Source organism: Achromobacter sp. GD03932 (assembly GCF_029839485.1).
Lineage (GTDB): Bacteria > Pseudomonadota > Gammaproteobacteria > Burkholderiales > Burkholderiaceae_B > Achromobacter > Achromobacter bronchisepticus_A.
Genome location: NZ_JAOCAT010000029.1, coordinates 32,702 through 57,905, shown reverse-complemented (window position 1 = coordinate 57,905; position 25,204 = coordinate 32,702). Strand labels below are relative to the sequence as shown.

Here is a 25,204-nt window from a genome sequence, read left to right as displayed (position 1 = left end):
TCTCTTCTTTGCTTCACGGGGCTTTCACCTTGGCTGGCCATCATGTAGCCCTGCATAAAACCCTGTTCATGACTAGAGAAGAGAAGCATGCAAGCATTGAATTGGAGAAGATGGTGCGCGGCCCTGCTGGCGACCAGCGCCCTGGCGGGCTGCGGAGGCAGCGACGATGACGACGACACCGAAGCGCCGCCGACCCAGCCGCCGGTGACCCAGCCGGACCCCACGCCCGCCGACAAGGTGCTGTTCATCGGCGTCGACGGCCTGACCTACGACGCGATGCGCCGCGGCGTGGCCGACAAGTTCCTGCCCAACATCGCGCAGTTCAATGCCACGCGCGCCTGGACCGGCGGCGTGACGGACGCGCCCACGCAGCAGCCGACGCTGCTGGCGCCGGGCTGGGCGACGTTGCTGACCGGGCAATGGGCCGACCAGCATGGCGTGCGCTACAGCGTGCAGGGCGAAACGCTGCAATCGCCGACCCTGTTCCAGCGCGTCAAGCAGGCGCGTCCCGAAGCGCGCAGCGCCGCCGCCTTCAATTCGACGGTGCTGGCCGGGTTGATCGCCGGTCAACGCGACGCGGGCTATCTGCAGTCGCTGACCGACTGTGCAGGCGCGGACGATTGCGTCGCCGCCCAGGCGCGCGACCGCATTACCGAAGGCTATGACGTGGTGGTGGCGCAGTTCGGCGCGCCGGAACGCGTGGCCTCGGAGAACGGCTTCGGCTCGGCCTATGACAGCGCGATCCGCCAGGCAGACGCCGCCATCGGCGCGCTGGCCAAGCAGATCGCCGACCGCAAGGCGGAGCATCCGGGCGAGAAGTGGCTGGTGATCGTGGCTTCCAGCCACGGCCTGGGCAAGACTGGCGCCAGCGACGGCCGTCCCATGTCCTCGAACAAGACCATCCTGTTGGCCGCCAACCAGCCTGCGCTGCTGGGCGGCAGCGCCGACGATGCATCGTTTGACGGCCTGTGGGACAACAACTGGTACGCGCTGCCCAGCGCGGCCGATGTGACGCCGACGGTGCTGGACCATCTGAAGGCGCTGCCGGCCGCCGCCAAGTACGACATGGCGGGCACGTCGCTTGCCGGCAAGCTGGCGTTGCGCCACACCGCGGCCCGCACCTCCACCGACAACAAGAGCGTGACGCTGAGCTGGGTGCGCGTGGGCGAACCCGCCGGCGACATCGTGGTCAGCCGCGACGGCGTGGAGATCGCGCGCGTGCCCGGCACGGCCGCCGAGTACGTCGACAAGGGTTTCAAGTTCGAGACCGAGGGCGTGCACACCTTGAACTACAGCGTGGCGGTCGGCAACGCGGTCAGCGCGGCGCGCACCACCGTGGCCTACACCAAGCCGCTGCCGCTGCTGGCTTCGCTGCGCACCGGCCTGACGATGCTGTTCCCGTTCGAAGGCAACATGACCGACCTCGCCGCCGGCGGCGGAGCCATCACGCCGTTCGACGGCACGCAGGCGCCGGCCTACGCGGATACAGGCGTGTTCGGCAAGATGTTCAAGAACGACCGCAGCGCGGCGGCCCTGGGCGGCTTCAAGCTGGACTATCCGGCCGGCATGCTGGACGCGGCCCAGGCCTTCACCATCGGCTTCTGGTATCAGTCCGATGGCACCGCCAATGACCGTTCCATCCTGGGCAACAAGGACTACAACTCCGGCGGCAACCCCGGCATCACCATCGCGCAGTGGGCCGGTCCGGTGCTGTATTTCAACCTGGCTGGCGGCGGCTCGCGGGTCGACATCAACAACGTCAAGTTCACCCCCAACAAGCCGGTCTACGTCGCGATGACCGTGAACAAGACGGCCAAGACCCTGACGGCGTCCGTCTACGACAGCGAACTGGGCTTCTCCCAGCGCACCATCGGCACGGGCTCGGTCGACCTGACCAAGATCGCCGGCGTCTACGGTCCGCACCTGGGCCTGAATGAAGACGGACGCGGCACCTATGGCGTCTGCTGCGCCGGCACCAAGGGTCCCTACACGATGTACTTCGACGACCTGGCGTACTGGTCGCGCGCGCTCACCGAAGCTGAAGTGAAGTCGCTCGCCCTCTCCGGCAAGTCCGTTTCCGAACTGTTTCCCTGATGTATCGAGGATAAAAAAATGAGCATGTCCATGATCTTGCGCGGTTTCCTGCGCCTGGGCGCGGTGCTGATGCTGAGCGCCACGCTGGCTGCCTGCGGCGGCGATGACGGCGACAGCGACGGCGGCAAAGACCCCGGCACCGGCCAACCCGAGACGCCGAAGCCCGAGCCCGTCAAACCCGAATTGCGTTGCGCGCCTTGAGCCGCGCGTCCACCCGATCCATAGGAATAGAATCCGTGACGTTCGATAAAGACCAGGTCCACGCCGGCAAGCGCCGTTTCTTGCGCAACGCGGCCGCCTCGACCGCAGGCTTGACCGCGCTGTCGATGTTTCCGCCGGCGATCCGCCGCGCGCTGGCCATCCCCGCCAACAACCGCACCGGCACCATCAACGACGTCGAGCACGTGGTCATCCTGATGCAGGAAAACCGCTCCTTCGACATGTACTTCGGCACGTTCAAGGGCGTGCGCGGCTTCGGCGACCGCATCACCATCCCGCTGCCTGAAAAGCGCTCCGTCTGGGAGCAGAGCAACGGCACGCGCGTTGTCATGCCGTATCACCTGGACAGCACGCAGGGCAACGCCCAGCGCGTGGCCGGCACGCCGCACGACTACATGGACGCGCAGATGGCCTGGGACGGCGGCCGCATGGACCACTGGCCGCGCTACAAGCAGAACCAGTCCATGGGCTACTACAAGAAGAAGGAGGTGGAGTTCCAGTTCGCGCTGGCCGAAGCCTTCACGCTGTGCGATGCCTACCATTGCTCGACCCACGGCGGCACCAACACCAACCGCCTGTTCCTCTGGACCGGCACCAACGACCCGCTGTCCCTGGGCAACGGTCCTTCGACCCGCAACCAGTGGGACAGCCTGGGCGCCTCGTCCACCGGCTGGACCTGGAAGACCTATCCCGAACGCCTGCAGGAAGCGGGCGTCACCTGGAAGGTTTACCAAAACCTGCCGGAGAACTTCGGCGACAACTCGCTGGCCGGCTTCAAGCAGTACCGCCGCGCCAACGAGCTGGCCGGCAACAGCGCCAACGGCGCGCCGTACCCGGCCTGGACCCCGTCCATGGACGCCGCCAACCCGCTCTACAAGGGCACGGCCAACACCATGCCCGACGGCGGCTTCCTGAAGGCGCTGCGCGAGGACGCCCTCAACGGCACGCTGCCGCAGGTGTCGTGGATCGTGGCGCCCGCCACGTATTCCGAGCACCCCGGTCCGTCCAGCCCGATCCAGGGCGCCTGGTACATCCAGGAAGCGCTGGACGCGCTGACGGCCAATCCCGAGGTCTGGAGCAAGACCGTGCTGCTCATCAACTTCGACGAGAACGACGGCTATTTCGACCACGTGCCGCCGCCCGCCGCGCCCTCGCTGAATCCGGACGGCTCGATGGCCGGCGCCTCCACCGTCAACACCGACCTGGAGCGCCACACCCATGCCTCGGCCCAGGATGCCGCCGACGACCGCGTCTATGGCCCCGGCCCGCGCGTCCCCATGTACGTGGTGTCGCCCTGGAGCCGTGGCGGCTGGGTCAATTCCCAGGCCTTCGACCACACCTCGGTGCTGCGCTTCCTGGAAGCCCGCTTCGGCGTGGCCGAGGACAACATCAGCCCCTGGCGCCGCGCGGTGCTGGGCGACCTGACCTCGGCCTTCAACTTCGCCACGCCCAATAACGAAAAGCTGCCCGACCTGAATCTGCTGACCCGCGCGGGTTCCGACAGTGAGCGCAGCGCGCAGGAAGCGCTGCAGGCCGTGCCGCTGCCCGACCCCAGCACCCAGGCCAAGCCGGTGCAGGAGCAGGGCGTGCGCTATTCCCGCGCCTTGCCCTACGAACTGCACACCAGCGGCCGCGCCCAGCCCGACACGGGCGCCATGCGCCTGGTGTTCTCCAATACGGGCAAGCAGGCGGCGGTGTTCCATGTCTATGACCGCCTGCACCTGGACCGCCTGCCGCGCCGCTACACGGTGGAGCCGGACAAGCAGCTCGAAGGCAGCTGGGACGCGGCGGCCGACGGCGGCAAGTACGACCTCTGGGTGCTGGGCCCCAACGGCTACCACCGCCATTTCGCGGGCGACCTGGCCTTGGCCCGCACGTCGGCGCTGGCGGCGGAAATCCGGGTCTGCTATGAAATCGCCAAGGGCGATGTCTACGTCAGCTTCATCAACGGCGGCCAGAATCCCTGCACCTTCGAAGTCGCGCCCAATGCCTATTACGCCAACCACGAGCGCTGGAAGTTCACCGTGCCCGCGGGCGGCCAGGTCGAACAGCACTGGGCGCTGGAAGGCAGCCAGGGCTGGTACGACTTCACCGTGCGCCTGGCCGAGGATCCGGCCTATCTGCGCCGCTACGCCGGCCGCGTGGAAACCGGCCGTTCGTCGGTGACGGATCCGGCGATGGGGCTGTAAGCCTCAGGCGGCGGTCTGCGGTTCGCGCGCCTGGAACGCCTGGGCGCACGCCTCGCAGATCGCCGCCGTGATGCCCTGGCGCGCATGCTCGCGCCGCTCCAGCATGCCGATGGCGCGCGCCACCGGCCCCAGGTCCTGCGGCAGGGTGAGAATCCGCAGTTCCGGACTGTGCTGCCAGTTGGAGCCGTTGATCAGCGGCAGCAGCGTCACGCCGACTTCCTGGCGCACCAGTTCGACCAGGGTCTCGATCGCGTTGAGTTCCAGGAATTCATTCAGCGGCACCGCCAGGCGGCGCAGCAGCCGGTCTATCTGCAGGCCGGTGCGCTGGGTGCGGTCAAAGCGCAGGAAGGGGTTCTGCGCCAGCACCTGGCGCGCGTCTTCGCCCGGCGCCGAGCGCGGCGCGATTACCACCAGTTGCTCTTCATATAGCGCGGTCCAGCGCGTGCTGGCCATCTTGCGCCCGGCCTCCACCAGGAAGGCCGCGTCCAGCTCGCCGTCCTCGACCTTGCCCGCCAGCTCGCTGGCCTTGCCCGACAGGATGCGCACGTCCAGCTTGGGGTGCTGCTTCTTCATGCCCGATACGACCTTGGACAGGGTGCCCATGCAGGACACGATGCTGCCCACGGCGACCGACCCGGCCAGCTCGCCCGGTACGGTGCGCGGCAGCCGCATGCGGTCGTAAAGGTCCAGCAAGTGCTTGATTTCAGGGAGTAATTCCCGGCCGGCGGCGTTCAGGATGGCGAGCCGGCCGCTGCGGTCGAAGAGTTCGCGGCCCAGTTCCGCTTCCAGGGAGCGCATCTGGAAGCTGACGGCGGCCTGCGTCAGCGCCACTTGCTCGGCCGCTTCCGAAAAGGAACCGTGGTGTGCGACCGCCAGGAAAGTGCGCAGAAAGCGGATGGTACTCACAAAAATCTCTTTTATGACGGAACAAAATTTCAAATTGATTTAATTAAACCACGGGAGTAACTTCGGCCGCTTACCCGTTATGAGACTAGCCACATGAAATCCTTCGACTGGGGCAACCCGTATCCTTCCGTCCGCATTCCGCTGTTCGCCCGCAATGTGGTGTCCACGTCGCATCCGCTGGCGGCGCAGGCAGGGTTGCGCATGCTGCTCAAGGGCGGCAATGCCGTGGACGCCGCCATCGCCGCGGCCGCCACCATCGTCCTGGTCGAACCCGTGTCCTGCGGCCTGGGCGGCGACTGTTTCGCCATCGTCTGGGACGGCAAGGAATTGCACGGCCTGAACTCCTCGGGCGTGGCACCGGCGGCCTGGAGCACCGAATACTTCAAGCGCAAGCACGGCGTGGGCGCCAACGGCCTGGCGATCCAGCCCAAGCGCGGCTGGGACGCCGTGACGGTGCCGGGCGTGGTGGCCGGCTGGGCCGCGCTGCATGAAAAGCTGGGCAAGCTGCCGTTCGAGCAACTGTTCGAACCCGCCATCGAAATCGCCGAGCGCGGCTACGCCGTGCCGCCGGTGGTGGCGCACAAGTGGGCCGCCGCGGCCGAGGAACTGAAATCGCAGCCGGGCTACGCCCAGGCCTTCCTGCCCGAAGGCCGCGCGCCCAAGGTCGGCGAACACTTCCGCTTCCCGGACGCTGCCAATACGTTGCGCCGCATCGCCGCCTCCAAGGGCCGCGACTTCTATGAAGGCGAACTGGCCGAGCGCATCGCCGCTTTCAGCCAGGAATGCGGCGGCGCCATGACCCTGGAAGACCTGCGCAACTACCGCCCGGAATGGGTCAAGCCTATTTCCAAGTCCTATCGCGGCTACGAGCTGCACGAGATCCCGCCGAACGGGCAGGGCATTGCCGCGCTGATCGCGCTGGGCATCGTCGAACGCTTCGACATGGCCGACATCCCGGTGGACTCGGTGCAGTCGCAGCACATCCAGATCGAAGCCATGAAGCTGGCTTTCGCCGACCTGTACAAGTACGTGGCGGATCCGCGTTCCATGCAGGTGACGCCGGAGCAGATGCTGTCGGACGCCTACCTGGACAGCCGCGCCAAGCTGATCCGCCTGGACCGCGCCACCCATTTCGAGGCGGGCCGTCCGCACGCCGGCGGCACCATCTACCTGACCGCCGCCGATGAAAACGGCATGATGATCTCGTTCATCCAGTCCAACTACATGGGCTTCGGCTCGGGCGTGGTGGTGCCGGGCACCGGCATCAGCATGCAGAATCGCGGCGTGGGCTTCTCGATGGACCCGAAGTCGGCCAACGTGGTCGAAGGCGGCAAGCGTCCCTTCCACACCATCATCCCGGGCTTCCTGACCCGCGGCGGCAAGCCGGTCATGAGCTTTGGCGTGATGGGCGGCGACATGCAGCCGCAAGGCCACATGCAGACCGTGGTGCGCATGCTGGACTATCACCAGAATCCGCAGGCCGCCTGCTGCGCGCCGCGCTGGAAGGTCAACCGCGATTTCACGCTGGACATCGAGACCAATATGAAGGCTTCCACCATTGCGGGCCTGAAAGACCTCGGGCATGCTTTGAAGTCGGTCGACGATCCGTACATGGATTTCGGCGCGGGCCAGTTCATCTGGCGCATGTCCGAAAACGACAACGAGCTTGGCTACGTCGCCGCCAGCGACAGCCGGCGCGATGGTCAGGCGGTCGGCTTCTAATACGCAATAGCGCAGCCACAAGGGGAATTTAAATAATGAAACGCTTGACCTTGACCTTCGGCGCCAGCCTGCTGGCGCTGGCCGCGGGCGCGGCTTCCGCCCAGAACATCCGGATCGGCCTGCAGGAAGATCCGGACGTGCTGGACCCGCACCGGGCGCGCACGTACGTGGGCCGCATCGTCTTCACCTCGCTGTGCGACAAGCTGATCGACATCGATCCCAAGCTGCACTTCGTGCCGCAGCTGGCCACCTCGTGGTCGTTCAGTCCCGACAACAAGGTGCTGACCTTCAAGCTGCGCGAAGACGCGCTGTTCCATGACGGCTCCAAGTTCGACGCCGCCGCGGCCAAGGCCAACCTGGAACGGGCCATGTCCTTGCCGGACAGCCTGCGCAAGGGCGAACTGGCCTCGGTCGAAAAGGTCGACGCGCCTGATGCCGCGACGCTGGTGCTGACGCTGAAAAAGCCCGACGCCACCCTGCTGGCGCAACTGTCCGACCGCGCCGGCATGATGTTGTCGCCCAAGACCTTCACCGACGACGTCGCCGCCGTGGGCCGCAAGCCGGTGTGCTCCGGTCCCTACAAGTTCGTCGAACGCATCCAGAACGACCGCATCGTGCTGGAAAAATTCGACCAGTACTACGACGCCAAGGATTTCGCCTTCAAGCGCGTGACCTTCCTGCCGATCCCGGACACCACCGTGCGCCTGTCCAACCTGCGCGCGGGCGACCTGGACATGCTGGAACGCCTGAATCCCTCCGACGTGCCGCAGGTCAAGAGCGACGCCAGCCTGACTTTCGCGCCGGTGGCCGGCCTGGGCTTCCAGCAGTTCATGTTCAACGTCGCCAACGGCAAGCGCGCCGAGGACAATCCGTTCAAGAACAAGCTGGTGCGCCAGGCGTTCCAGTACGCCATCGACCGCAACGCCATCAGCGAAGTGGCCGGCGGCGGCATCTTCGATCCGGCGCAGCAGCCGTTCCCGCCCGCCAGCCCCTACCACAGCGACAAGTTCCCGCCGACCAAGCGCGACGTCGCCAAGGCCAAGGCGCTGCTCAAGCAGGCGGGCTTCGACCGCGTGAAGGCCGAGGTCATGTTCGGCAACAACACCACCACGTCCTCGATCGCCGAGATCGTGCAGGCCATGGCGTCCGAGGCGGGCTTCGACCTGTCGCTGCGCCCGACCGAGTACGCGGCCCTGCAGAAGGAATCGGCCGGCGGCAACTTCCAGGTCGTGATGCTGGGCTGGTCGGGCCGGGTCGATCCGGACGGCAACATCCACGCCTTCGTCACCTGCAAGGGCGCGCTGAACGACGGCCACTACTGCAACCCGGAAGTGGACAAGCTGCTGAACGAGGCCCGCACCGTGCCCGACGAAGCCAAGCGCAAGGCCATCTACGACCAGGCGCAGACCATCATCCAGGACGAATTGCCCGGGGTGTATAACTACTATCAGCCCTGGCCCTTCGCCATGGCCAAGAAGGTCAAGGGCTTTACGCCTTATCCTGACGGCATGATCCGCCTGAAAGGCGTGACGTTCGCGCAGAAGTGATCGCGGCGCGGCAGTCAAGCGCCGCGCCAGCCGGACGCGCCTCGCGCGTCCGGTTGTCGTTTGCGGCGGCAGGGCGCCGCGGTTTATCTTCCGCGCCCCGTCCGCCGTTCCTGTCTTACGGTTTCTCATATGCTTAAACTCATCTTGCGCCGCGTGCTCGTCGCGATACCGACACTGATACTGGTGTCGATGATCGTCTTCATGCTGCAGAAAATCCTGCCCGGCGACCCGGTGCTGACACTGGCCGGCGAAGAACGCGATCCGGCCGTCCTGGACTACTTGCGCGACAAGTACCGCCTCAACGATCCGCTGCCCGTGCAGTACGCCGCCTGGGCCGGACAGGTCCTGCAAGGCGACCTGGGCAAATCGCTGCGCACCGACGTTCCCGTCACCACGCTGATCGGCCAGAAGCTGCCGGTCACGCTGCAACTGGCCGCCATGGCCATGTTCTTCGCGCTGCTGATCGGCATTCCCATGGGGATCGTCGCCGCGGTGCGCAAGGGCAAGCCCATCGAAATGGGCGCCAACATCGCCGCGCTGTCGGGCATGTCCATCCCCAACTTTTGGCTCGGCATCATCCTCATCATGGTGGTGTCGGTGCAGTGGAAACTGCTGCCGGCCTCGGGCTACGTGTCGCCGTCCGAGGACTTCTGGCTGTCGATCAAGACCATGCTGATGCCGTCCCTGGTGCTGTCCACGGCCATCGCGGCCTACCTCATGCGCCATACCCGTTCGGCCATGCTGGAAGCCCTGTCGGCCGACTATGTGCGTACCGCGCGCGCCAAGGGCGTGTCGCCGCGCAGCGTGGTGCTGCGCCACGCCCTGCGCAATGCGCTCATGCCGATCGTCACGCTGGTGACGCTGCTGTTCGGCGAACTGCTGGCCGGCGCCGTGCTGACCGAGCAGGTCTTCACGATTCCGGGCTTCGGCAAGCTGGTGGTCGACGCGGTCTTTACGCGCGACTACGCGGTGGTGCAGGGCGTGGTGCTCTGCGTGGCGGTGGGTTTCATCATCATGAACCTGCTGGCCGACATCCTGTACATCCTGGTCAATCCCCGCCTGAGGCACTCATGAGCGCAATTCCTGCAACGGCCGCAGCCGTCACGCCGCCCCGCAGCCGCAACCGCGCCTGGGGCAAATTCAAGCGCAACCACATCGCCATGCTGGGCCTGGGGATCGTGCTGTTCTTTGTCGTGATCGCCATCCTGGCGCCGCTGATCGCCAGCCACGATCCCTTCCAGACCAGCTTCACCACCATCCGCAAGGCGCCCTCGGCGTCCTACTGGCTGGGCACGGACGAGCTGGGCCGCGACATCTTCAGCCGCATGGTCTATGGCGCCCGCGCCTCGCTGATGGCGGGCCTGGTGTCGGTCCTGATCGCGCTGGCGGTGGGCGTGCCCTTCGGCCTGGCCGCCGGCTACTTTGGCGGCTGGACCGACAGCATCATCTCCCGCGCCACCGAAGCGCTGCTGGCCATTCCCTTCCTGATCCTGGCCATCGCGCTGGCCGCGTTCCTTGGGCCCAGCCTGACCAACGCCATGATCGCCATCGGCGTCTCGGCCGCGCCCAAGTTCATCCGCCTCACGCGCGGACAGGTGCTGGCGGTCAAGAACGAGGACTACGTGCAGAGCGCGCGCGCGCTGGGCGCGTCCGACCTGCGCATCATCGGCCGGCACGTGTTCCCCAACGTGATGCCGCCCTTGATCGTGCAGGCCACCATCACCATCGCCACGGCCATCATCGCCGAGGCCAGCCTGTCGTTCCTGGGCCTGGGGCTGCAACCGCCGAATCCGTCCTGGGGTTCGATGCTGAACACCGCCAAGAACTTCATGACCCAGGCGCCCTGGATGTCCATCTTCCCCGGATCGGCCATTTTCCTGGTGGTGCTGGGCTTCAATCTGCTGGGCGACGGCCTGCGCGACGCGCTCGATCCGCGTCAGGAAAAGTAATCACCATGGCAACAACAATGGACCCCAAGCGCGTCGTCCAGGTCAACGACCTGACCGTGCGCTTCAAGACTCCCGAGCGCACCGTGGAAGCGGTGCGCAAAGTCTCCTTCCACGTCGACCGCGGCGAAACCCTGGCCATCGTCGGCGAATCCGGCTCGGGCAAGTCGGTGACCTCGCTGGCGCTGATGCGCCTGGTCGAGTATGGCGGCGGCCGTATCGTCAATGGCGGCATGCTGCTGCGCCGGCGCAGCGGCGAAGTGCTGGACCTGCTCAACGCGCCCGACAGCACGCTGCAGCGCGTGCGCGGCGCGGACGTGGCCATGATCTTCCAGGAGCCCATGACGTCCCTGAACCCCAGCTTCACGGCCGGCAACCAGATTGCCGAAGCCCTGCAGCTGCACCAGGGGCTGGACGCCGCCGCGGCCCGCGCCGAGACGCTGCGCATGCTGGAGCGGGTGCGCATCCCCGAGGCCCGCGCCATCCTGGACCGCTATCCGCACCAGCTATCGGGCGGCATGCGCCAGCGCGTCATGATCGCCATGGCGCTGTCGTGCAAGCCCCAGCTGCTGATCGCCGACGAGCCGACCACGGCCCTGGACGTGACCATCCAGGCCCAGATCCTGCAGCTGATCCGCCAGTTGCAGGAAGAAATGGACATGGGCGTGATCTTCATCACGCACGACATGGGCGTGGTGGCGGAAGTGGCCGACCGCGTGCTGGTCATGTATCGCGGCGACAAGGTGGAAGAGGGCAGCTCGGACGAGGTCTTCGCCCGTCCGCAGCACGCCTATACGCGCGCGCTGCTGTCGGCGGTGCCGCGGCTGGGCGCCATGCAGGGCACGGACGAGCCCGCGCCGTTCCCGCTGCTGCGCGTGGACGACGCCACCGCGCGACCGCAAGCCGCCGCGCCCGTCGCGGCCGCATCCACCGTGCGCCGCGAAAACGGCCCGGTGCTGAAGGTGCGCGACCTGACCACCAGTTTCGACATCACCGGCGGCATCCTGGGCCGGGTGCAGAAGCGCGTGCACGCGGTTGAGAAGGTCAGTTTCGACCTGTATCCGGGCGAGACGCTGTCGCTGGTGGGCGAGTCCGGCTGCGGCAAGACCACCACCGGCCGTTCGCTGCTGCAGCTGGTCAAGAGCAAGGCCGGCAGCATCGAATTCGACGGCAAGAACATCGGCGCGCTGCGCGGCAGCGCCATGCAGACCCTGCGCCAGCACATCCAGTTCATCTTCCAGGATCCGTTCGCCTCGCTGGATCCGCGCATGACGGTGGGCTACTCCATCATGGAGCCGCTGCTTATCCACGGCGTGGCGCGCGGCAAGGCGGCGCAGGACCGGGTGCGCTGGCTGATGGACAAGTGCGGCCTGTTGCCGGAAATGATCGACCGCTATCCGCACGAGTTCTCGGGCGGCCAGCGCCAGCGCATCTGCATTGCGCGCGCCCTGGCGCTGAACCCCAAGGTGGTGATCGCCGACGAATCCGTGTCGGCGCTGGACGTGTCGATCCAGGCGCAGATCGTCAATCTGTTGCTGGACCTGCAGCGTGAACTGGGCGTGTCGTTCCTGTTCATCTCGCATGACATGGCGGTGGTCGAGCGCGTCAGCCACCGGGTGGCGGTGATGTATCTGGGCCAGATCGTCGAGATCGGCCCGCGCCGGGCCATCTTCGAGAACCCGCAGCATCCCTACACCAAGAAGCTGATGGCGGCGGTGCCCATCGCCGACCCGCAGCGCCGCCACCGCGAGCGCTCGCTGCTGGTCGACGAGATCCCCAGCCCGATGCGCAAGCTGGGCGACGATCCGCTGGTCGAGCCCCTGGTCGCCGTGGGCGAAGGCCACTTCGTGGCCCGCCATTCGATCGGGGTCTATTGAGGCAGAAGGCCGCCGGCTGGCAGCCGGCGGCATCCCCCCCGCTGCGTGCAGGGGGAGCCGAAACTAGCGCTTTTCGAGCGCCAGCTTCAGGCCGAAGGCGATGAAGACCGCGCCCGTCATGCGGTCCAGCCCGCGCATCACGGCAGGCCGCGACAGCCAGCGCGCCAGCGGGCGCGTCGCCGCCACCAGCACGCCAAACCATACTATCCCCAGCATCGCGTGTATGCCTGCCAGCAGCAGGCTGAAGCGCAGCACGTCCGCGCCCGCGGGGATGAACTGCGGCAGGAAGGTGATGTAGAAGATCCCGATCTTCGGATTGAGGGCATTGGTCAGGCAGCCGCGCATGAACCAGCCGCCGGCGCTGGCCGCCGCGGCGGGGGCGGGCGGCGCGGAATCGGGGGCGGCTTGCTTGCCTTGCCGGGCGCCCCACAGCAGCTTCACCCCCAGATAGAACAGGTACAGCGCGGCGCAGATGCGCAGCGCGTCGTAGGCCAGGGTCGATAGCAGCAGCAGCGATCCCAGGCCGAATGCCGCCACCACGCCCCAGGCCAGGCATCCGGCGGCGATACCCAGGCCAGCCATGAGCGCGCGGCGGCCGCCCTCGACGGCGGCGGTGCGCAGCACCAGGGCGGTATCCATGCCGGGCGTGACGGTCAGGATGGCGGCGGCCAGGGTAAAGGCGAGCAGGGCGGCGGTGGCGGTCATGGGCGGGGTCCGGTAGCGGGCGTGGCAAGGCGGAGCTGGCCAGTGTAGCGCCGCCGGACCGGCGTCCGCGGCCGTCTGTCGCCGTGCCGCAGCGCCGCAGGCGTTATCATGGCGGCCTTCAGCAATTCGCTACATTCACCGGATTTACGCCATGGCCCTGCGCGCCACCATCTACAAGGCCGAGCTCAACGTCGCCGACACCGACCGCCACTACTACGGCAGCCACTCGCTGACGGTCGCCCGCCATCCCTCGGAAACCGACGAGCGCATGATGGTGCGGCTGGTCGCCTACGCCCTGCACGCGCAGGAGGAACTGGCCTTCACCAAGGGCCTGAGCGACACCGACGAGCCGGACCTGTGGGTCAAGGACCTGACCGGCGCGGTCAAGCTCTGGATCGAAGTCGGCCAGCCCGAAGAACGCCGCATCCTGCGCGCCTGCGGCCGCGCCGACGAAGTCATCGTCTATTGCTATGGCGGTTCCGCCAGCAAGATCTGGTGGGACGGCGTGAAGAACAAGCTGGAACGCACGCGCAACCTCAAGATCGTGAACCTGCCGTCCGACCAGACCCGCGCCCTGGCCCAGCTGGCCGAGCGCACCATGCGTCTGAACGCCAACATTTCGGACGGCGTGGTGTATTTCTCGGCCGACAAGGGCGAGGTCAGCGTCGAGCCGGAAACCTGGCGCTAGGTTCCCGGCGGGCACGCTATTCGCGCTTGATGCCGGCTTGCTTGACCAGGGCCGGCCAGCGTTCGCGTTCCATGGCTATGAGCTTGGACAGCGCCGTGCCATCGGTGAGCTCCGGTACCGTGCCCATATTCTTCAGCGCGTCCAGAAAGGCCGTGTTTCCAGACATGCCGCGGATGGCCGCGCCGATTTTCGCGACCGCCGCCGGGTCCATGGCGGCCGGTCCGAACAAGGCAAACCAGGCATCGACCTGAAAATTGTCGATGCCGGCCTCCTGCATGGTTTGCACGTCGGGCAGGATGGCCGCGCGGTGGGCGCTGGTGACGGCCAGGGCGCGCAATTTTCCAGATTGGATGAACGGCAGCGCAGACGGCAGGTTGTCGAACAGCAGGTCGACCTCGCCGCCGAGCAGCGCGGTGATGGCCGGCGCGCCTCCCTGGTAGGGCACGTGGGTCAGGTTGAGGCTGGTGCGCGCCTTGAACAGTTCGCCCGTGAGATGCGGGCCGTTACCCGTGCCGGTGGAGGCGAAAAAGCCGCCGCCCTTCTTGTTTTTCAAGTAGGCGATCAGTTCCGGCACGGTCTTGGCCGGCGTGGCGGGATTGACCACCAGCACGTTCGGCACGCTGGCCACCAGGCTCAGCGCGGTCAGGTCCTTCTGCGAGTCATAGGGGATATTGGCGTAGGTGGCGTAATTCAGCGCCAGGTTGCCCGCGCTGCCCACGCCCAGCGTATAGCCGTCAGGCTCGGCGCGGGCAACCTGGTTCGCTCCCAGCCCGCCGCCCGCGCCGGGCTTGTTTTCGACCGCGACCGGCTGTTTCAGCGCCTGCATCAATTGCTGTCCCAGCGCACGCGCCAGCAGGTCCGTCGTGCCTCCCGGCGGATACCCCACCAGCAGTCTGATCGGTTTGGAGGGGTAATCCGGCGGCGCCGCCGTGGCGCCAGCGGCGAGGATGGACAGCGCCAGGCCCAGCAGCGTTTTTCCCAGTGGTATGCCTTTCATGGTTTGTCTCCGTGTGGCGGGGCTATTGTTGTTTGAATACGGTCCAGAGCTTGCCGTCGGCGCTGTCGCCGCCGTCGTTTTCCAGGTCCACGGCCAGGCGCAGTATGGCGGCATTGAAGCGGAAAGGGGGACGGTAGGCCTCGGTCAGCGGCACGCCCGCCAACCCGCAGGTCAGACCGGCGGTGGTGCTGTAGGTCCACCAGGTTTTCGGCAGCTCAAGTTCTCCCATCAGTTCGCCGTTGACGCGTAGCGCGATGCGTCCGGCATTCTGGCCAGTGCGCGTGAATTGCAGCGTGACGGTGGCGGTGCCTTGCGGCAGCGGGACCGCCAGGCGATGGGCGACGGTTTCCGTATAGATGTACTCGTAGACCAGTTCACCGCCCAGGGCGTACAAGGCAAAGCCGGCGAATCTGCTGCCCCAGGAAAAGACCACGCCTTCGGTGGCGCTCGACAGGTCCGCCAATTCCGCCGTGATGCAGTAGCTGCGGTCGCTGATTTCCGGAACCATGAAGCGGTCGATGCGCGCCATGTCCGGCTGGAATTCGTAGTGCGTGCGGGTTTGCGTGCCCAGGAAGTCGCGGGCGCGCTCGGCCTCGCGGTCGTCCAGCGGCAGCACGCCGAACTCGTCCGCCTGCTGCCACCACAGGTCCAGCAGTTCCCGCAGCTTGTCGGGATGGGACTGGGCCAGATCGCGCGTTTCGGTGAAATCGTCGTCCAGCTTGTAGAGTTCCCAGCGGTCCTCGGTGTCGTAGTCCTGGCCCTTGACGTGGCGCGCCACGGCTTTCCAGCCGCGATCCCAGATGGCGCGGTCGCCCAGCAGTTCGAAATACTGGGTGGTCTTGGCGGTGGGGGCATCGGGCTCGGCAAAGCTGTAGCGCATGCTCACGCCATGCAGCGGCAGCTGCTTGTAGCCCTGGTGGACGGATGGCGGCTCCACGCCCAGGCAGTCGAGCACCGTCGGGACGACGTCGATCACATGATGAAACTGGGTGCGCAGCCCGCCGGCCTGCTTGATGCGTTCCGGCCAGTGCATGATCAGCGGGGCGCGCACGCCGCCGCCATGGGTGTCCTTCTTGAACCACTTGAGCGGAGTGTTGGAAACCTGCGCCCATCCCATCGGGTAATGGCTGAATGAATGCTCGTTGCCAATCAGGTCGATATGGGGCAGGGCGGAGGCCACGGTTTCCTGTTCGTGGGTCATGTGCTTGCGCATATTGATCGCGCCCGTGGGGCCGCCCTCGGCGCTGGCGCCGTTATCCGACAGCAGCACGATCAGCGTGTTGTCCAGCTGTCCGATGGACCGCAGATAATCCACCAGGCGGCCGATCTCGGCATCGGTATGGTCCAGGAACGCCGCGTAGGTTTCCTGCAGACGGCAGCCCAGGCGCCGCATGTCTTCCGACAGATCTTCCCATGCGCCTATGCCGGGATTGCGGGGAGCCATCTCCGCGTTCTGCGGAACCACGCCCATGGCCTTTTGCCGGGCGAAACGTTCGGCGCGCACGGCGTCCCAACCCTGGTCGTAGCGGCCCTTGTACTTCTGGATGTAGTTGGCGGGAACCTGGTGCGGCCAGTGGCAGGCGCCAAAAGCCAGGTAGCTGAAAAATGGCCGGTTGTCGGACGAGGTCACGTGATCGCGGATCTGCGAGATGGTCTTGTCGACCAGGTCGGATGACAGGTGGTATCCCGGTTGCGGCGCGATATGAATGGGGTGGTTGTCCTCGTAGAGCTCGGGATTCCATTGGTCGATCAGGGCGCCATGAAAGCCGTACCAGCGGGAGAACCCGCGGCCCAGCGGCCAGTCGCCGTGCGGCCCCGATGCACCGTAATCGGCGAGATTGGTCAGATGCCATTTGCCGGTGGCGTAGCAGCCATAGGCATAGTCGCCCAGGATCTCCGGCAAGGTGGCGGCCTGGCGGGTGATCCGCCCTTGATAAGAGGGATAGCCGTTGGCCCATTCCGAAATGATGCCCACGCCGACCGAATGCGCGTTGCGCCCGGTCATGAGGCAGGCCCGGGTGGGCGAACACATGGCGGTGACATGGAAGTTGGTATAGCGCAGCCCGCCCGCAGCCAGCCGGTCCATGTTCGGGGTGTGGATCTCGGAGCCGTAGCAGCCCAGGTCGGAGAAGCCTACGTCGTCGAGCACCAGGAAGAGGACGTTCGGCGCCTGTTCGGGAGCTGCTGGCTTGCGCGGCCAGTCCGGCGTCGAATCGCGGTAGGTCTTGCCGATGACGCCGTTGAACGAGTGGTCGTTGGGGTGAGGCATTGCGCGGTCTCCGTGGGTATCGATTCGTTGTGCCTGCATCGTAGGCCGCTGTACCGCAAAGCCAGTGGTACAGTTGGCCGCTACAGTTGGATATCCGCCATGGCCACTCGTTTCCCGCCGGACCTTCTTTCCGAGCAGATCGCCAACCAGATCAAGCTGCAGATACGGCAGGGTGATCTGGCCCCAGGCGCCAAGCTGCCCTCGCTGCGGCACTACTCGCAGATCAAGGGGGTCGCCAAGAACACGGTGGTGCAGGCCTATGAACTGCTGGTGGCGGATGGCTATGTGGAGCCTCGCCATGGTTCGGGGTTCTACGTGGTGGGCGTGCCGCAGGCGCCGGTTTCGGCGGAGCGCTGGGCGCCGGCCCTGGATCACGCGCTGGCGGGCATCGGCATAGACCGGTCGGCGTTCCATCTGGCTGGAGGCGGCCATTCGGTGGGCGAGGGCCTGCCGCCCTCGGCCTGGCTGGAGAACTGCCGGCTCGACCGCTACATGCACAAGATCGGGCGCAGCGGGCTGGGCAGCGTGTTCCGCTACGGCGACCCCTACGGCTATCTGCCGTTGCGCCAGAGCATTTCGCAAAAGCTCGGCGCCTATGGCATCGAGGCGCGTTCGGACCAGATCATCCTCACCCAGGGCGCCTACCAGGCGGTCGATATCCTGATCCGCCACATGGTCCGGCCGGGAGACACCGTGCTGGTCGACGCGCCCGGCTTCTATCCCACCTTCAACAAGCTCAGCCTGCAAGGCGCAAGAATCATTGGGGTGCCCCGAACGCCGCTAGGGCCCGATCTGGTTTTTCTGAAGCGGGCGCTGCGGGCCAGCCGGGCCAAGCTGTTCTTCACGCAATCCGTGGGCCATAACCCGACGGGCAGCGACATTTCTGCGGAAACAGCGCGCGAGCTGCTGGCGCTGGCGGCCTCGGCGGGGCTGACGATCGTCGACGATGATGCGCTGGCGGACTACAAGCCGGGGCATTGCGCGCGCCTGGCCTCGCTGGACCAGCTGGAAAACACGATATATGTGGGGAGTTTTTCCAAGTCGCTGTCCAGCGTGGTGCGCGTCGGCTTCCTGGCCTGTGCGCCGCGGCATGTCAGGGAACTGGTGTCGGTCAAGACCGTGCTGTCGCTCAACAGCTCCCCGTTTGCCGAGCGCACGGTTCATGCGGTGATCACTGAAGGACGATTCCACAAGCACGTGCTGGACCTGCAACAGCGGACCCGGCGCGCCGTGAAGGATGCGCTCAGGCAGTTTGGCAAGCATGGCGCGACCGTGTTCTGCACGCCCGAACATTCGCTCTTTCTCTGGGGCAAGCTGCCTGGCGTGGAGGACGCGGCGGCATGCACCCGTGCTCTGTTGGAACGCGGCTTCGCGCTGACGCCCGGGGCCATATTCCTGCCCGAGCCCGGAGCCGTCTCGCCGTGGTTCCGGTTCAATGTGGGCTTCATGCAGGATGCGGAGCGGATGTCCGCGTTATGGCGGGCGATCGCGACGCAGCAGCGCGGAGCGTGAGGCCCGGGCCGCGCCGCGCGCCTCAGCCGCAGGCGTCGGCGGCCTGATTCCCGGGATCGGCGCAGGCGCGCCAGCGGGCCTCGTCCATGGCGGGCAGCAGCAGCACCCGGCTCATCAGGTCCGAATACCAGAAGATCCTGCCAGGCTTGTCGCGCATGGCCTGCCAGACGCGCGCCTGCGCGTCCGCCGAGAGCGGCGCGCGGCCTTGCGCATCGGTCACGCCCTGGGCCAGGATGGTTTGCGTGTCCGGATTCCAGGACTGCATGTCCGGATCGTCCAGCGCCACCTCGTCGGCGATGCTGACGATGCGCCAGTCATTGCCCGGAACCTCGGTGGATAGCTGGTTCAACTCTGCCTGGTGCACCGGATAAGGGCGGGAGTCCGGGGAGGCGTGCGCGACGGAGGCGTAGGATTTGGCGCCATCCCCGGGGGAATAGCGGCGCACATAACGTTGTTTTGGCTGACCCTCGGCATCATAGGTCTGGACCTGGAATGCGCCGCCTTGGGCGGCGGTATCGATGGCGCGCAGCAGGCGGCCTGCGGCGTCGCGCGCGTAGAACCGGCCGGCGGCCGGCTCTTGCCTGGCGTCGCAAGCTCCATCGCTGAAGGCGGTCAGTGCGCCCCGGGCATCGCGTTTCAGGCAGGCCTGGCCGCTTGCCTCGTAGGTGGCCGGCCGGCGCACCGCGGTCTGTTCGTACTCGACCACGCGCGTCAGGGCGCCGTTGCCGTCGTATTCCAGCGTGTAACCGCCCGACAGGAAGGGGGCGGCGTCGCCGCGCCGGGGCAGGTCGTAGGACTCCGCGCGGCACAGCCGGCCATCGTCGTCGAAGTACAACCTCGTGGGCGCCCGCGAGGCGCTCTCCAGCCGGTAGGCGGACCAATCGACCTTGTCCATCCAGGTCCGGGGCATCGGATCGCCGGTTTCGTCGACCCATACCGGCTTGTTGCGGGCGGCAACGCGTTCGCCCTGGCGGCCCAGCAGGACACGGTCGCCGCCCAGGCCGACCGAGACGGGCACCGCCTTCAGCGCCACGGGCGCGGCGAAATCGACGGCGGCCGGGCCGCAGGCCGCCAGGGCAGGGCCGGCATGCGCGATGGCCGCCAGCAGCAGGACCAGTCGCTTACGCATATTGCTGCGTATCCATGAACTTCACCAGATCCCAGAATTCCTTGGACACGCCGCCCAGCCGCAGCTTGCCCTCATGTTCCTCGAACAGCAGGAAGGGGTAGGCGTCGCGCTCCAGGGTGCCGGGCGCGGGCAGGCGGTAGGGCTTGAAGTTTTCGGGGTCGTTGAAAAAAGACTCCAGCCGGCCGCCGCCGTCCACGTGCATGTAACGCACGCGCAATACTTGTTTCTGATACTTGGCCTGCGTTTCGGGGTAGTTGCCGCCGTCGCCCGCCACCACGGCGTTGGCCAGGGCGGCCAGGAAGACGCGTTGCAAGCCTGCGTAGTGGACCTCGCCGCTGGTGGAGTCGCCGGGCGCCTCCACCAGTGTCCTGACCAGCTGGGTGCCGCGGGAAGCCGGCACGATGGTCTTCGCGAACAGGCTGTCGATGTCGGCCTTGGCCGGATCGGGCGATTGCCGCAGGCGCTGCAGGTCGGCGCGGAAGTCCTCCAGCCATTGCCGGTAACGGGCGTTCTCCGCCTGGCGGTCGAACGCCTGGGCGTGGGCCAGGCCGCCGTGGAGGGTGATCAGGATGGCCAGCAGCAGGAGCCAGGCGTGTTGCAGCAGGCGGGTAGGGTGTTCCATAGGCCGGTGATCATATCGTTCAAAATGATGCTATTTTGGTGCAGAGCGTGACAAAATGTCAGTCATGGCCACCGGCATGGCCATGTCTATGAATCTCGTGTTGAGTCAGGTCCAGACATGCCAGCAACAGGTGACGTTCCCCCTGCATGCGCGCCCGCCGGCGGCGCGGAGAATGTGCAAACCGGGCTCGACGGCCCCCTGGACCGGCTCGTCCGCTTGGCCAGGCGGCAGTTCGGCGTGGACATGGCGCTGGTCGCCTGCAGCGACGCCGACGGCGTCTGGCAGGCCCAGGCAGGCGCCTTGCCTGCCGCCGCGGCCGGCACGCTTCCTTTCTCCGTGGATTGCCCGCTGCACGCCTGCGACGGCCGCCGGCTGGGTACGTTCCGGCTGCTGCACGGCCAGCCGCGGGACTTCGGCGACGAAGACCTGGATGCCTTGCACGATTTCGCCAAACTGGCCGTCGCGGCCGTCGAGAAGCGCGAGGCCCTGGCGGCGGAACGGGCGGCGGAAGACGGCTGGCGCACCGAGGCGCGCAATCTGTCCATGGCCATTGCAGGCAGCGGCACGGGCATCTGGGACCGCAATGTCGTAACCGGCGAAATCACCTATTCGCCGGGCTGGAAGGCCCTGCTGGGCTACGCCGAATCCGAAGTCACCAACCGCATCGAGGACTCCTACAAACGCCTGCACCCCGACGACGCCGACTATGTGCGCGCCGCCATGCAGGCGCATTTCGAGGGCAAGACCGAGAGCTACGAAGTCGAGCACCGCATCCTTTGCAAGGACGGCAGCTACAAGTGGATCTGCAGCCGCGGCAAGGTCGTCAGCCGCGACGCGCAGGGGCGGGCCTTGCGCATGATGGGCACCACCACCGACATCAGCGCGATGCGCGCGATGTCGGAACGCCTGCGGCGCACGGCGGACCTGCTGGTCAACCTGACCGACGCCGTGCCGGGCATGGTGTTCCAGTGCGGCCAGCGGCCCGGGGGCGGGTCGCGCTTCCTGTATGTCAGCGCGGGCATCTGGGACATGTTTGAACTCACGCCTTACGAGGTGCGCACCAACCCCGCGGCGATCGAGCTGCGCGTCCATCCCGAGGACCTGGCCACCTATCACGCCTCGCTGCAGGCCGCGGCCGCGGCGCAGACCCCTTGGCACCTGGAGTTCCGCGTCTGCCTGCCGCAGCAGGGCCTGCGCTGGCGCCAGGGCGACGCCAGTCCGCGCAAGGCGGCCGACGGCAGCGTGGTCTGGCACGGTTTCGTGACCGACATCACCGACCGCAAGCGCGCCGACTTCGAACTGCGCGAACTCGCCGCCACCGACGCCCTGACCACGCTGCCGAACCGCCGCCATTTCATGTCGCGCATCGCCGCGGAACTGGCCCGGATCAAGCGCCAGGGCAGCGATTGCGCCGCCGTGCTGATGTGCGACCTGGACCATTTCAAGCGCATCAACGACACCTGGGGCCACGCCATCGGCGACGGCGTGCTGCAGCACTTCGCCAATACGCTGCGGGCCCAGCTGCGGGCGGTCGACCTGGTGGGGCGCATCGGCGGCGAGGAATTCGCCGTGGTGCTGCCGGATACCGACATCGAGCGCGCGCACGCCTTCGCCACGCGCGTGCAGCAGCGCATTGCGGCCGCGCCGTTTTCGCTGGGCGACGACCGGCATATTCCGCTGACGGTCAGCATCGGCATCTCGACCATGCACACCATGGACGCGGACGCCGAGCTGGCGCTCAGCCGCAGCGACCGCGCCCTGTATTACGCCAAGCAGCGCGGGCGCAACCGGATCGAGTCCGCGCCCTCAGTGTTTTCCCGATAGAACAACCGTCTAAGTCATTTGTTCCATTGACGGTACATTAGGACACTCCTAGAGTTCCCGTCATGGGAACCTCATTACCTCTGCCGAAGTACCACCAGATCTACCTCGTCCTGCGCGAACAGGTGCAGGAAGGGCGCTTCGATCAGGACGGCGTGCCAGGCGAGCACGCGCTGGCCCACCAGTTCGACGTGGCCCGCATCACCATCCGCAAGGCCATGGAGATGCTGGTGGCAGACGGACTGGTGTCGCGCCGGCCCGGCCTGGGCACCTGGCCGCTGCGCGCGCCGGCGAATCCGGCCAGCGCGCCCAAGGCCAATCCGCCGCAGAAGGCGCACCTCACCGGCCTGCTGGAGAACATCGTCAACATGGGCCTGCGCACCTCGGTGCAGGTGCTGGACAGCGCCCTGGTGTCGGCGCCGCCCGTGGTGGCCGAGGCGCTGGACCTGGCGCCCGGCGCGCCCGTGCACAAGAGCCTGCGCGTGCGCAGCACCGAGGCCGGGCCGCTGTCCCACATCACGACCTACGTGCCGCAGGCCGTGGCCGATTTCACGCGCGCAGACCTGGAGCGCGAACCCCTGCTGATGTTGCTGGAAGCGGCCGGCGTGGAGTTCGGCGGCGCGACCCAGACCATTTCGGCGCGGCTGGCCGATGCGCAGGTGGCGCGCCACCTGGACGTGGCCGTGGGCTCCGCGCTGCTGGCCGTGACGCGCATCGTGCGCGACGTGAACGAGCGGCCGGTGCAGCTGCTGCAAGGCCTGTACCGCCCCGACCGCTATCAGTACCAGTTGCAGCTGTCACGCGTCGGCAGCATCGACGCCAAGGTATGGGTCAGCGAAGAGCTGTCCGCCCAATTCCATTGAACTCTCGGAGATCGCCCATGAATTCGCGCCGCACTTTCCTCTATCAATCCGCCGCCGCAGCTGCCCTGGTGTCGGCGCCATGGGTGGCACGCGCCCAGGGCGCCAAACCCGTGAAGATCGGCATCCTGCATCCGGTGACGGGGGCGCTGGCCTATTCGGGCCAGCAATGCCGCTTGGGCGCGCTGCTGGCGATCGAGGACATCAACAAGGCCGGCGGCATCAAGTCGCTGGGCGGCGCGCCGCTGGAAGCCATGCTGGGCGACGCGCAGTCGCGCCCCGAGGCGGGTTCGGCCGAGGTCGAAAAAATGAACGAGGCGGGCGTGTCGGCCATCGTCGGCGCCTATGCGTCGGCGATCTGCCTGGCCACCACGCAGACCGCGGCCAAGTACAACCTGCCGCACGTGGTGGACGTGGGCGTGGCCGACCAGATCGTCGAGCGCGGCCTGAAGAACACTTTCCGTTTCGGCCCGGGCTACCGCGCCTGTAGCGAACGCGCCATCACCGACCTGGCCGCGCTCAACGACGCGGCGGGCAAGCCGGCCAAGACCGTGATGATCGTGCACGAGGATTCGCTGTTCGGCACCGGCACCGCGGCGCTGCTGTCCAAGGCCCTGCCGCAGCATGGCTTCGAGGTCAAGGACGTGGTCAAGCATCCGAACCCGACCCGCGATTTCAACAACATCGTGCTGCGCATGAAGTCCCTCAATCCGGACATCGTGATCCCGGCCAACTACTACAACGAATACGCCTTGCTGCTGCGCGCCATGAAGCAGCAGAAGGTGCAGCCCAAGGCGATCTACTCGGTGCTGGGCGGCGCGGCCTCCAGCTACAAGTTCCTGAAGGAATTCCCCGACATCGCCAACGGCATCCTCGACTGCAACCACTGGTTCAACCCCAAGGATGCGCGCGTTGCCCCGCTGAAGGCGCGCGTGGAAGAGAAGGGCGCCTACTTCAGCTACGAGGTCTTCATGACCTATACCTCGGTGCTGCTGCTGGCCGACGCGCTGGAACGCGCCAAGTCCGCCGACCGCGCCGCCATCACCGAGGCGCTGGCCTCCAGCACCTTCTCGGACCACATCATGCCCTACGGCCCGACCAAGTTCGTGGACGGCCAGAACACCGGCGCGCAGCCTCTGCTGACGCAAGTGATCGGCGGCGACATCAAGGTCGTCATCCCGGCCGACTACCGCCAGGCCGATGCCATCTTCCCGCTGAAGGCCTGAGCGTGCTCGATCCCGCCATCCTCTTTTCCTCGGTGCTCAACGGCCTGACCACGGGCGCGGTGTACGCGCTGATCGCCCTGGGCCTGACCTTGATCTACGGCGTGCTGCACATCATCAACTTCGCCCATGGGGCGGCGTTGATGGTGGCGCTGTACGCCGTGTATCTGCTGAAGGACCGCCTCGGCATCGACCCCTACGCCGCCCTGCCGCTGGTGGTGGCGGGCATGTTCGCGCTGGGCTATGCCCTGCAGCGCTACGTGATCAACCGCGCCAGCCACGGCAAGGACGAGAACATCCTGCTGGTGACGCTGGGCCTGGCCATCGTGCTGGAGAACCTGGCGCTGGTGTGGTTCAAGTCGGACACGCGCACCATCGACACGGCCTACACGCTGTCCACGGTGGAGATCGGGCCGGCCATGATCGCCTTGCCCAAGATCATCGCCTTCTGCGGCGCGCTGGCGGTGGCGGCGGTGCTGTTCTGGATCATCCGCAGCACCGACCTGGGCCGGGCGATCCGCGCGGTGGCCAAGGAAAAGCAGGGCGCCAAGCTCATGGGCATAGACGTGGAAAAGGTCTACGCGCTGTCGTTCGGCATCGGCATGGCCTGCCTGGGCGCGGCGGCCTGCTTCCTGCTGCCGGCGTACTACGTGAATCCGCAGGTCGGCGGCGGCTTCGTGCTGGTGGCCTTCACCATCGTGGTGCTGGGCGGCATGGGCAGCTTCGTGGGCGCGCTGGTCGGCGGCCTGCTGATTGGCGTGGTGGAGTCCATCGGGGGCCTGTTCCTGGGCGACTCGCTGGGCCAGATGGGCATATTCGCGATCTTCATCGCGGTGCTGCTGTTTCGCCCGCAGGGGCTGTTCGGGGCGAGGGGCTGA

At 66.8% G+C, this 25,204-nt stretch carries 20 protein-coding genes; 14 read left to right on the top strand and 6 right to left on the bottom strand.

Features of this window, described 5'->3' with window-relative positions; translation table 11 throughout:
• Positions 1-87 precede the first annotated feature (87 nt).
• From N5C88_RS24105 to N5C88_RS24095, 3 genes are read left to right on the top strand one after another with little or no spacing between them, the layout of a single operon-like run.
• A complete protein-coding gene (locus N5C88_RS24105; protein ID WP_280016382.1) occupies positions 88-2,094 on the top strand; it encodes an alkaline phosphatase family protein in 2,007 nt (668 codons plus the stop codon).
• 18 nt (positions 2,095-2,112) lie between these two features.
• On the top strand, positions 2,113-2,295 hold the full coding sequence (locus N5C88_RS24100) for a hypothetical protein (protein ID WP_059374323.1): 183 nt from the start codon (positions 2,113-2,115) through the stop codon (positions 2,293-2,295).
• 35 nt (positions 2,296-2,330) lie between these two features.
• Complete coding sequence (locus N5C88_RS24095; protein WP_251880582.1) at positions 2,331-4,502, top strand: phospholipase C, phosphocholine-specific; 2,172 nt, start codon at positions 2,331-2,333, stop codon at positions 4,500-4,502.
• A 3-nt stretch (positions 4,503-4,505) separates the two neighbouring features.
• On the opposite strand, the gene N5C88_RS24090 is transcribed toward N5C88_RS24095, so the two are convergent.
• Entirely contained in the window at positions 4,506-5,408 is a 903-nt protein-coding gene (locus tag N5C88_RS24090) for a LysR family transcriptional regulator (protein WP_280016381.1), read from the bottom strand.
• A gap of 93 nt (positions 5,409-5,501) precedes the next feature.
• On the opposite strand from N5C88_RS24090, the gene ggt reads away from it, so the two are divergent.
• The 5 genes from ggt (at position 5,502) to N5C88_RS24065 (ending at position 12,500) form a co-directional block, all read left to right on the top strand.
• Complete coding sequence (gene ggt / locus N5C88_RS24085; RefSeq protein WP_059374330.1) at positions 5,502-7,130, top strand: gamma-glutamyltransferase; 1,629 nt, start codon at positions 5,502-5,504, stop codon at positions 7,128-7,130.
• 35 nt (positions 7,131-7,165) lie between these two features.
• Positions 7,166-8,677, top strand: coding sequence for an ABC transporter substrate-binding protein (locus N5C88_RS24080; RefSeq protein WP_059374331.1), 1,512 nt, complete (start codon positions 7,166-7,168; stop codon positions 8,675-8,677).
• Positions 8,678-8,806: 129 nt separating this feature from the next.
• Positions 8,807-9,751: an ABC transporter permease gene (locus tag N5C88_RS24075; RefSeq protein ID WP_059374332.1), complete on the top strand. Its 945-nt coding sequence runs from the start codon at positions 8,807-8,809 to the stop codon at positions 9,749-9,751.
• Positions 9,748-10,626 (top strand): ABC transporter permease, encoded by an 879-nt coding sequence (locus N5C88_RS24070; protein ID WP_054456608.1) that lies wholly within the window; start codon positions 9,748-9,750, stop codon positions 10,624-10,626. The genes N5C88_RS24075 and N5C88_RS24070 overlap by 4 nt, the downstream gene beginning before the upstream one ends.
• A 17-nt stretch (positions 10,627-10,643) precedes the next feature.
• Positions 10,644-12,500, top strand: coding sequence for a dipeptide ABC transporter ATP-binding protein (locus N5C88_RS24065; protein WP_118933543.1), 1,857 nt, complete (start codon positions 10,644-10,646; stop codon positions 12,498-12,500).
• A 63-nt stretch (positions 12,501-12,563) separates the two neighbouring features.
• Here N5C88_RS24065 and N5C88_RS24060 read toward each other — a convergent pair whose 3' ends face one another.
• Positions 12,564-13,205: a LysE family translocator gene (locus N5C88_RS24060; protein ID WP_280016380.1), complete on the bottom strand. Its 642-nt coding sequence runs from the start codon at positions 13,203-13,205 to the stop codon at positions 12,564-12,566.
• A gap of 151 nt (positions 13,206-13,356) precedes the next feature.
• Here N5C88_RS24060 and N5C88_RS24055 point away from each other — a divergent pair, with 151 nt between their 5' ends.
• Positions 13,357-13,893, top strand: a complete 537-nt coding sequence (locus tag N5C88_RS24055) for a YaeQ family protein (protein WP_059374335.1) — start codon at positions 13,357-13,359, stop codon at positions 13,891-13,893.
• Positions 13,894-13,909: 16 nt separating this feature from the next.
• On the opposite strand, the gene N5C88_RS24050 is transcribed toward N5C88_RS24055, so the two are convergent.
• Entirely contained in the window at positions 13,910-14,890 is a 981-nt protein-coding gene (locus tag N5C88_RS24050; protein ID WP_280016379.1) for a tripartite tricarboxylate transporter substrate binding protein, read from the bottom strand.
• 22 nt (positions 14,891-14,912) lie between these two features.
• Positions 14,913-17,159 carry an arylsulfatase gene (locus N5C88_RS24045; protein WP_280016378.1) on the bottom strand — a complete coding sequence of 749 codons (2,247 nt, stop codon included), beginning with the start codon at positions 17,157-17,159 and terminating at the stop codon, positions 14,913-14,915.
• 99 nt (positions 17,160-17,258) lie between these two features.
• Here N5C88_RS24045 and N5C88_RS24040 point away from each other — a divergent pair, with 99 nt between their 5' ends.
• A complete protein-coding gene (locus N5C88_RS24040) occupies positions 17,259-18,671 on the top strand; it encodes a PLP-dependent aminotransferase family protein (protein WP_280016377.1) in 1,413 nt (470 codons plus the stop codon).
• A gap of 22 nt (positions 18,672-18,693) precedes the next feature.
• On the opposite strand, the gene N5C88_RS24035 is transcribed toward N5C88_RS24040, so the two are convergent.
• Both N5C88_RS24035 and N5C88_RS24030 read right to left on the bottom strand, forming a co-directional pair.
• On the bottom strand, positions 18,694-19,800 hold the full coding sequence (locus N5C88_RS24035; protein ID WP_280016376.1) for a hypothetical protein: 1,107 nt from the start codon (positions 19,798-19,800) through the stop codon (positions 18,694-18,696).
• Positions 19,793-20,422, bottom strand: coding sequence for a hypothetical protein (locus tag N5C88_RS24030; RefSeq protein WP_280016375.1), 630 nt, complete (start codon positions 20,420-20,422; stop codon positions 19,793-19,795). The genes N5C88_RS24035 and N5C88_RS24030 overlap by 8 nt, the downstream gene beginning before the upstream one ends.
• A gap of 174 nt (positions 20,423-20,596) precedes the next feature.
• On the opposite strand from N5C88_RS24030, the gene N5C88_RS24025 reads away from it, so the two are divergent.
• The 4 genes from N5C88_RS24025 to N5C88_RS24010 all read left to right on the top strand — a co-directional run bounded on the left by N5C88_RS24025 (position 20,597) and on the right by N5C88_RS24010 (position 25,204).
• Entirely contained in the window at positions 20,597-22,246 is a 1,650-nt protein-coding gene (locus tag N5C88_RS24025; protein ID WP_240633364.1) for a sensor domain-containing diguanylate cyclase, read from the top strand.
• Between the two features lie 62 nt (positions 22,247-22,308).
• A complete protein-coding gene (locus N5C88_RS24020) occupies positions 22,309-23,106 on the top strand; it encodes a GntR family transcriptional regulator (RefSeq protein WP_059374342.1) in 798 nt (265 codons plus the stop codon).
• Between the two features lie 17 nt (positions 23,107-23,123).
• A complete protein-coding gene (locus N5C88_RS24015; RefSeq protein WP_118933552.1) occupies positions 23,124-24,329 on the top strand; it encodes an ABC transporter substrate-binding protein in 1,206 nt (401 codons plus the stop codon).
• A gap of 2 nt (positions 24,330-24,331) precedes the next feature.
• Positions 24,332-25,204: a branched-chain amino acid ABC transporter permease gene (locus N5C88_RS24010; protein ID WP_059374344.1), complete on the top strand. Its 873-nt coding sequence runs from the start codon at positions 24,332-24,334 to the stop codon at positions 25,202-25,204.

Coding starts and splice junctions, on each gene's coding strand:
- N5C88_RS24060 (WP_280016380.1), bottom strand. CDS start 13,205: ATGACCGCCACCGCCGCCCTGCTCGCCTTTACCCTGGCCGCCGCCATC.
- N5C88_RS24055 (WP_059374335.1), top strand. CDS start 13,357: ATGGCCCTGCGCGCCACCATCTACAAGGCCGAGCTCAACGTCGCCGAC.
- N5C88_RS24070 (WP_054456608.1), top strand. CDS start 9,748: ATGAGCGCAATTCCTGCAACGGCCGCAGCCGTCACGCCGCCCCGCAGC.
- ggt (WP_059374330.1), top strand. CDS start 5,502: ATGAAATCCTTCGACTGGGGCAACCCGTATCCTTCCGTCCGCATTCCG.
- N5C88_RS24100 (WP_059374323.1), top strand. CDS start 2,113: ATGAGCATGTCCATGATCTTGCGCGGTTTCCTGCGCCTGGGCGCGGTG.
- N5C88_RS24020 (WP_059374342.1), top strand. CDS start 22,309: ATGGGAACCTCATTACCTCTGCCGAAGTACCACCAGATCTACCTCGTC.
- N5C88_RS24065 (WP_118933543.1), top strand. CDS start 10,644: ATGGACCCCAAGCGCGTCGTCCAGGTCAACGACCTGACCGTGCGCTTC.
- N5C88_RS24045 (WP_280016378.1), bottom strand. CDS start 17,159: ATGCCTCACCCCAACGACCACTCGTTCAACGGCGTCATCGGCAAGACC.
- N5C88_RS24050 (WP_280016379.1), bottom strand. CDS start 14,890: ATGAAAGGCATACCACTGGGAAAAACGCTGCTGGGCCTGGCGCTGTCC.
- N5C88_RS24015 (WP_118933552.1), top strand. CDS start 23,124: ATGAATTCGCGCCGCACTTTCCTCTATCAATCCGCCGCCGCAGCTGCC.
- N5C88_RS24075 (WP_059374332.1), top strand. CDS start 8,807: ATGCTTAAACTCATCTTGCGCCGCGTGCTCGTCGCGATACCGACACTG.
- N5C88_RS24040 (WP_280016377.1), top strand. CDS start 17,259: ATGGCCACTCGTTTCCCGCCGGACCTTCTTTCCGAGCAGATCGCCAAC.
- N5C88_RS24035 (WP_280016376.1), bottom strand. CDS start 19,800: ATGCGTAAGCGACTGGTCCTGCTGCTGGCGGCCATCGCGCATGCCGGC.
- N5C88_RS24080 (WP_059374331.1), top strand. CDS start 7,166: ATGAAACGCTTGACCTTGACCTTCGGCGCCAGCCTGCTGGCGCTGGCC.
- N5C88_RS24030 (WP_280016375.1), bottom strand. CDS start 20,422: ATGGAACACCCTACCCGCCTGCTGCAACACGCCTGGCTCCTGCTGCTG.
- N5C88_RS24105 (WP_280016382.1), top strand. CDS start 88: ATGCAAGCATTGAATTGGAGAAGATGGTGCGCGGCCCTGCTGGCGACC.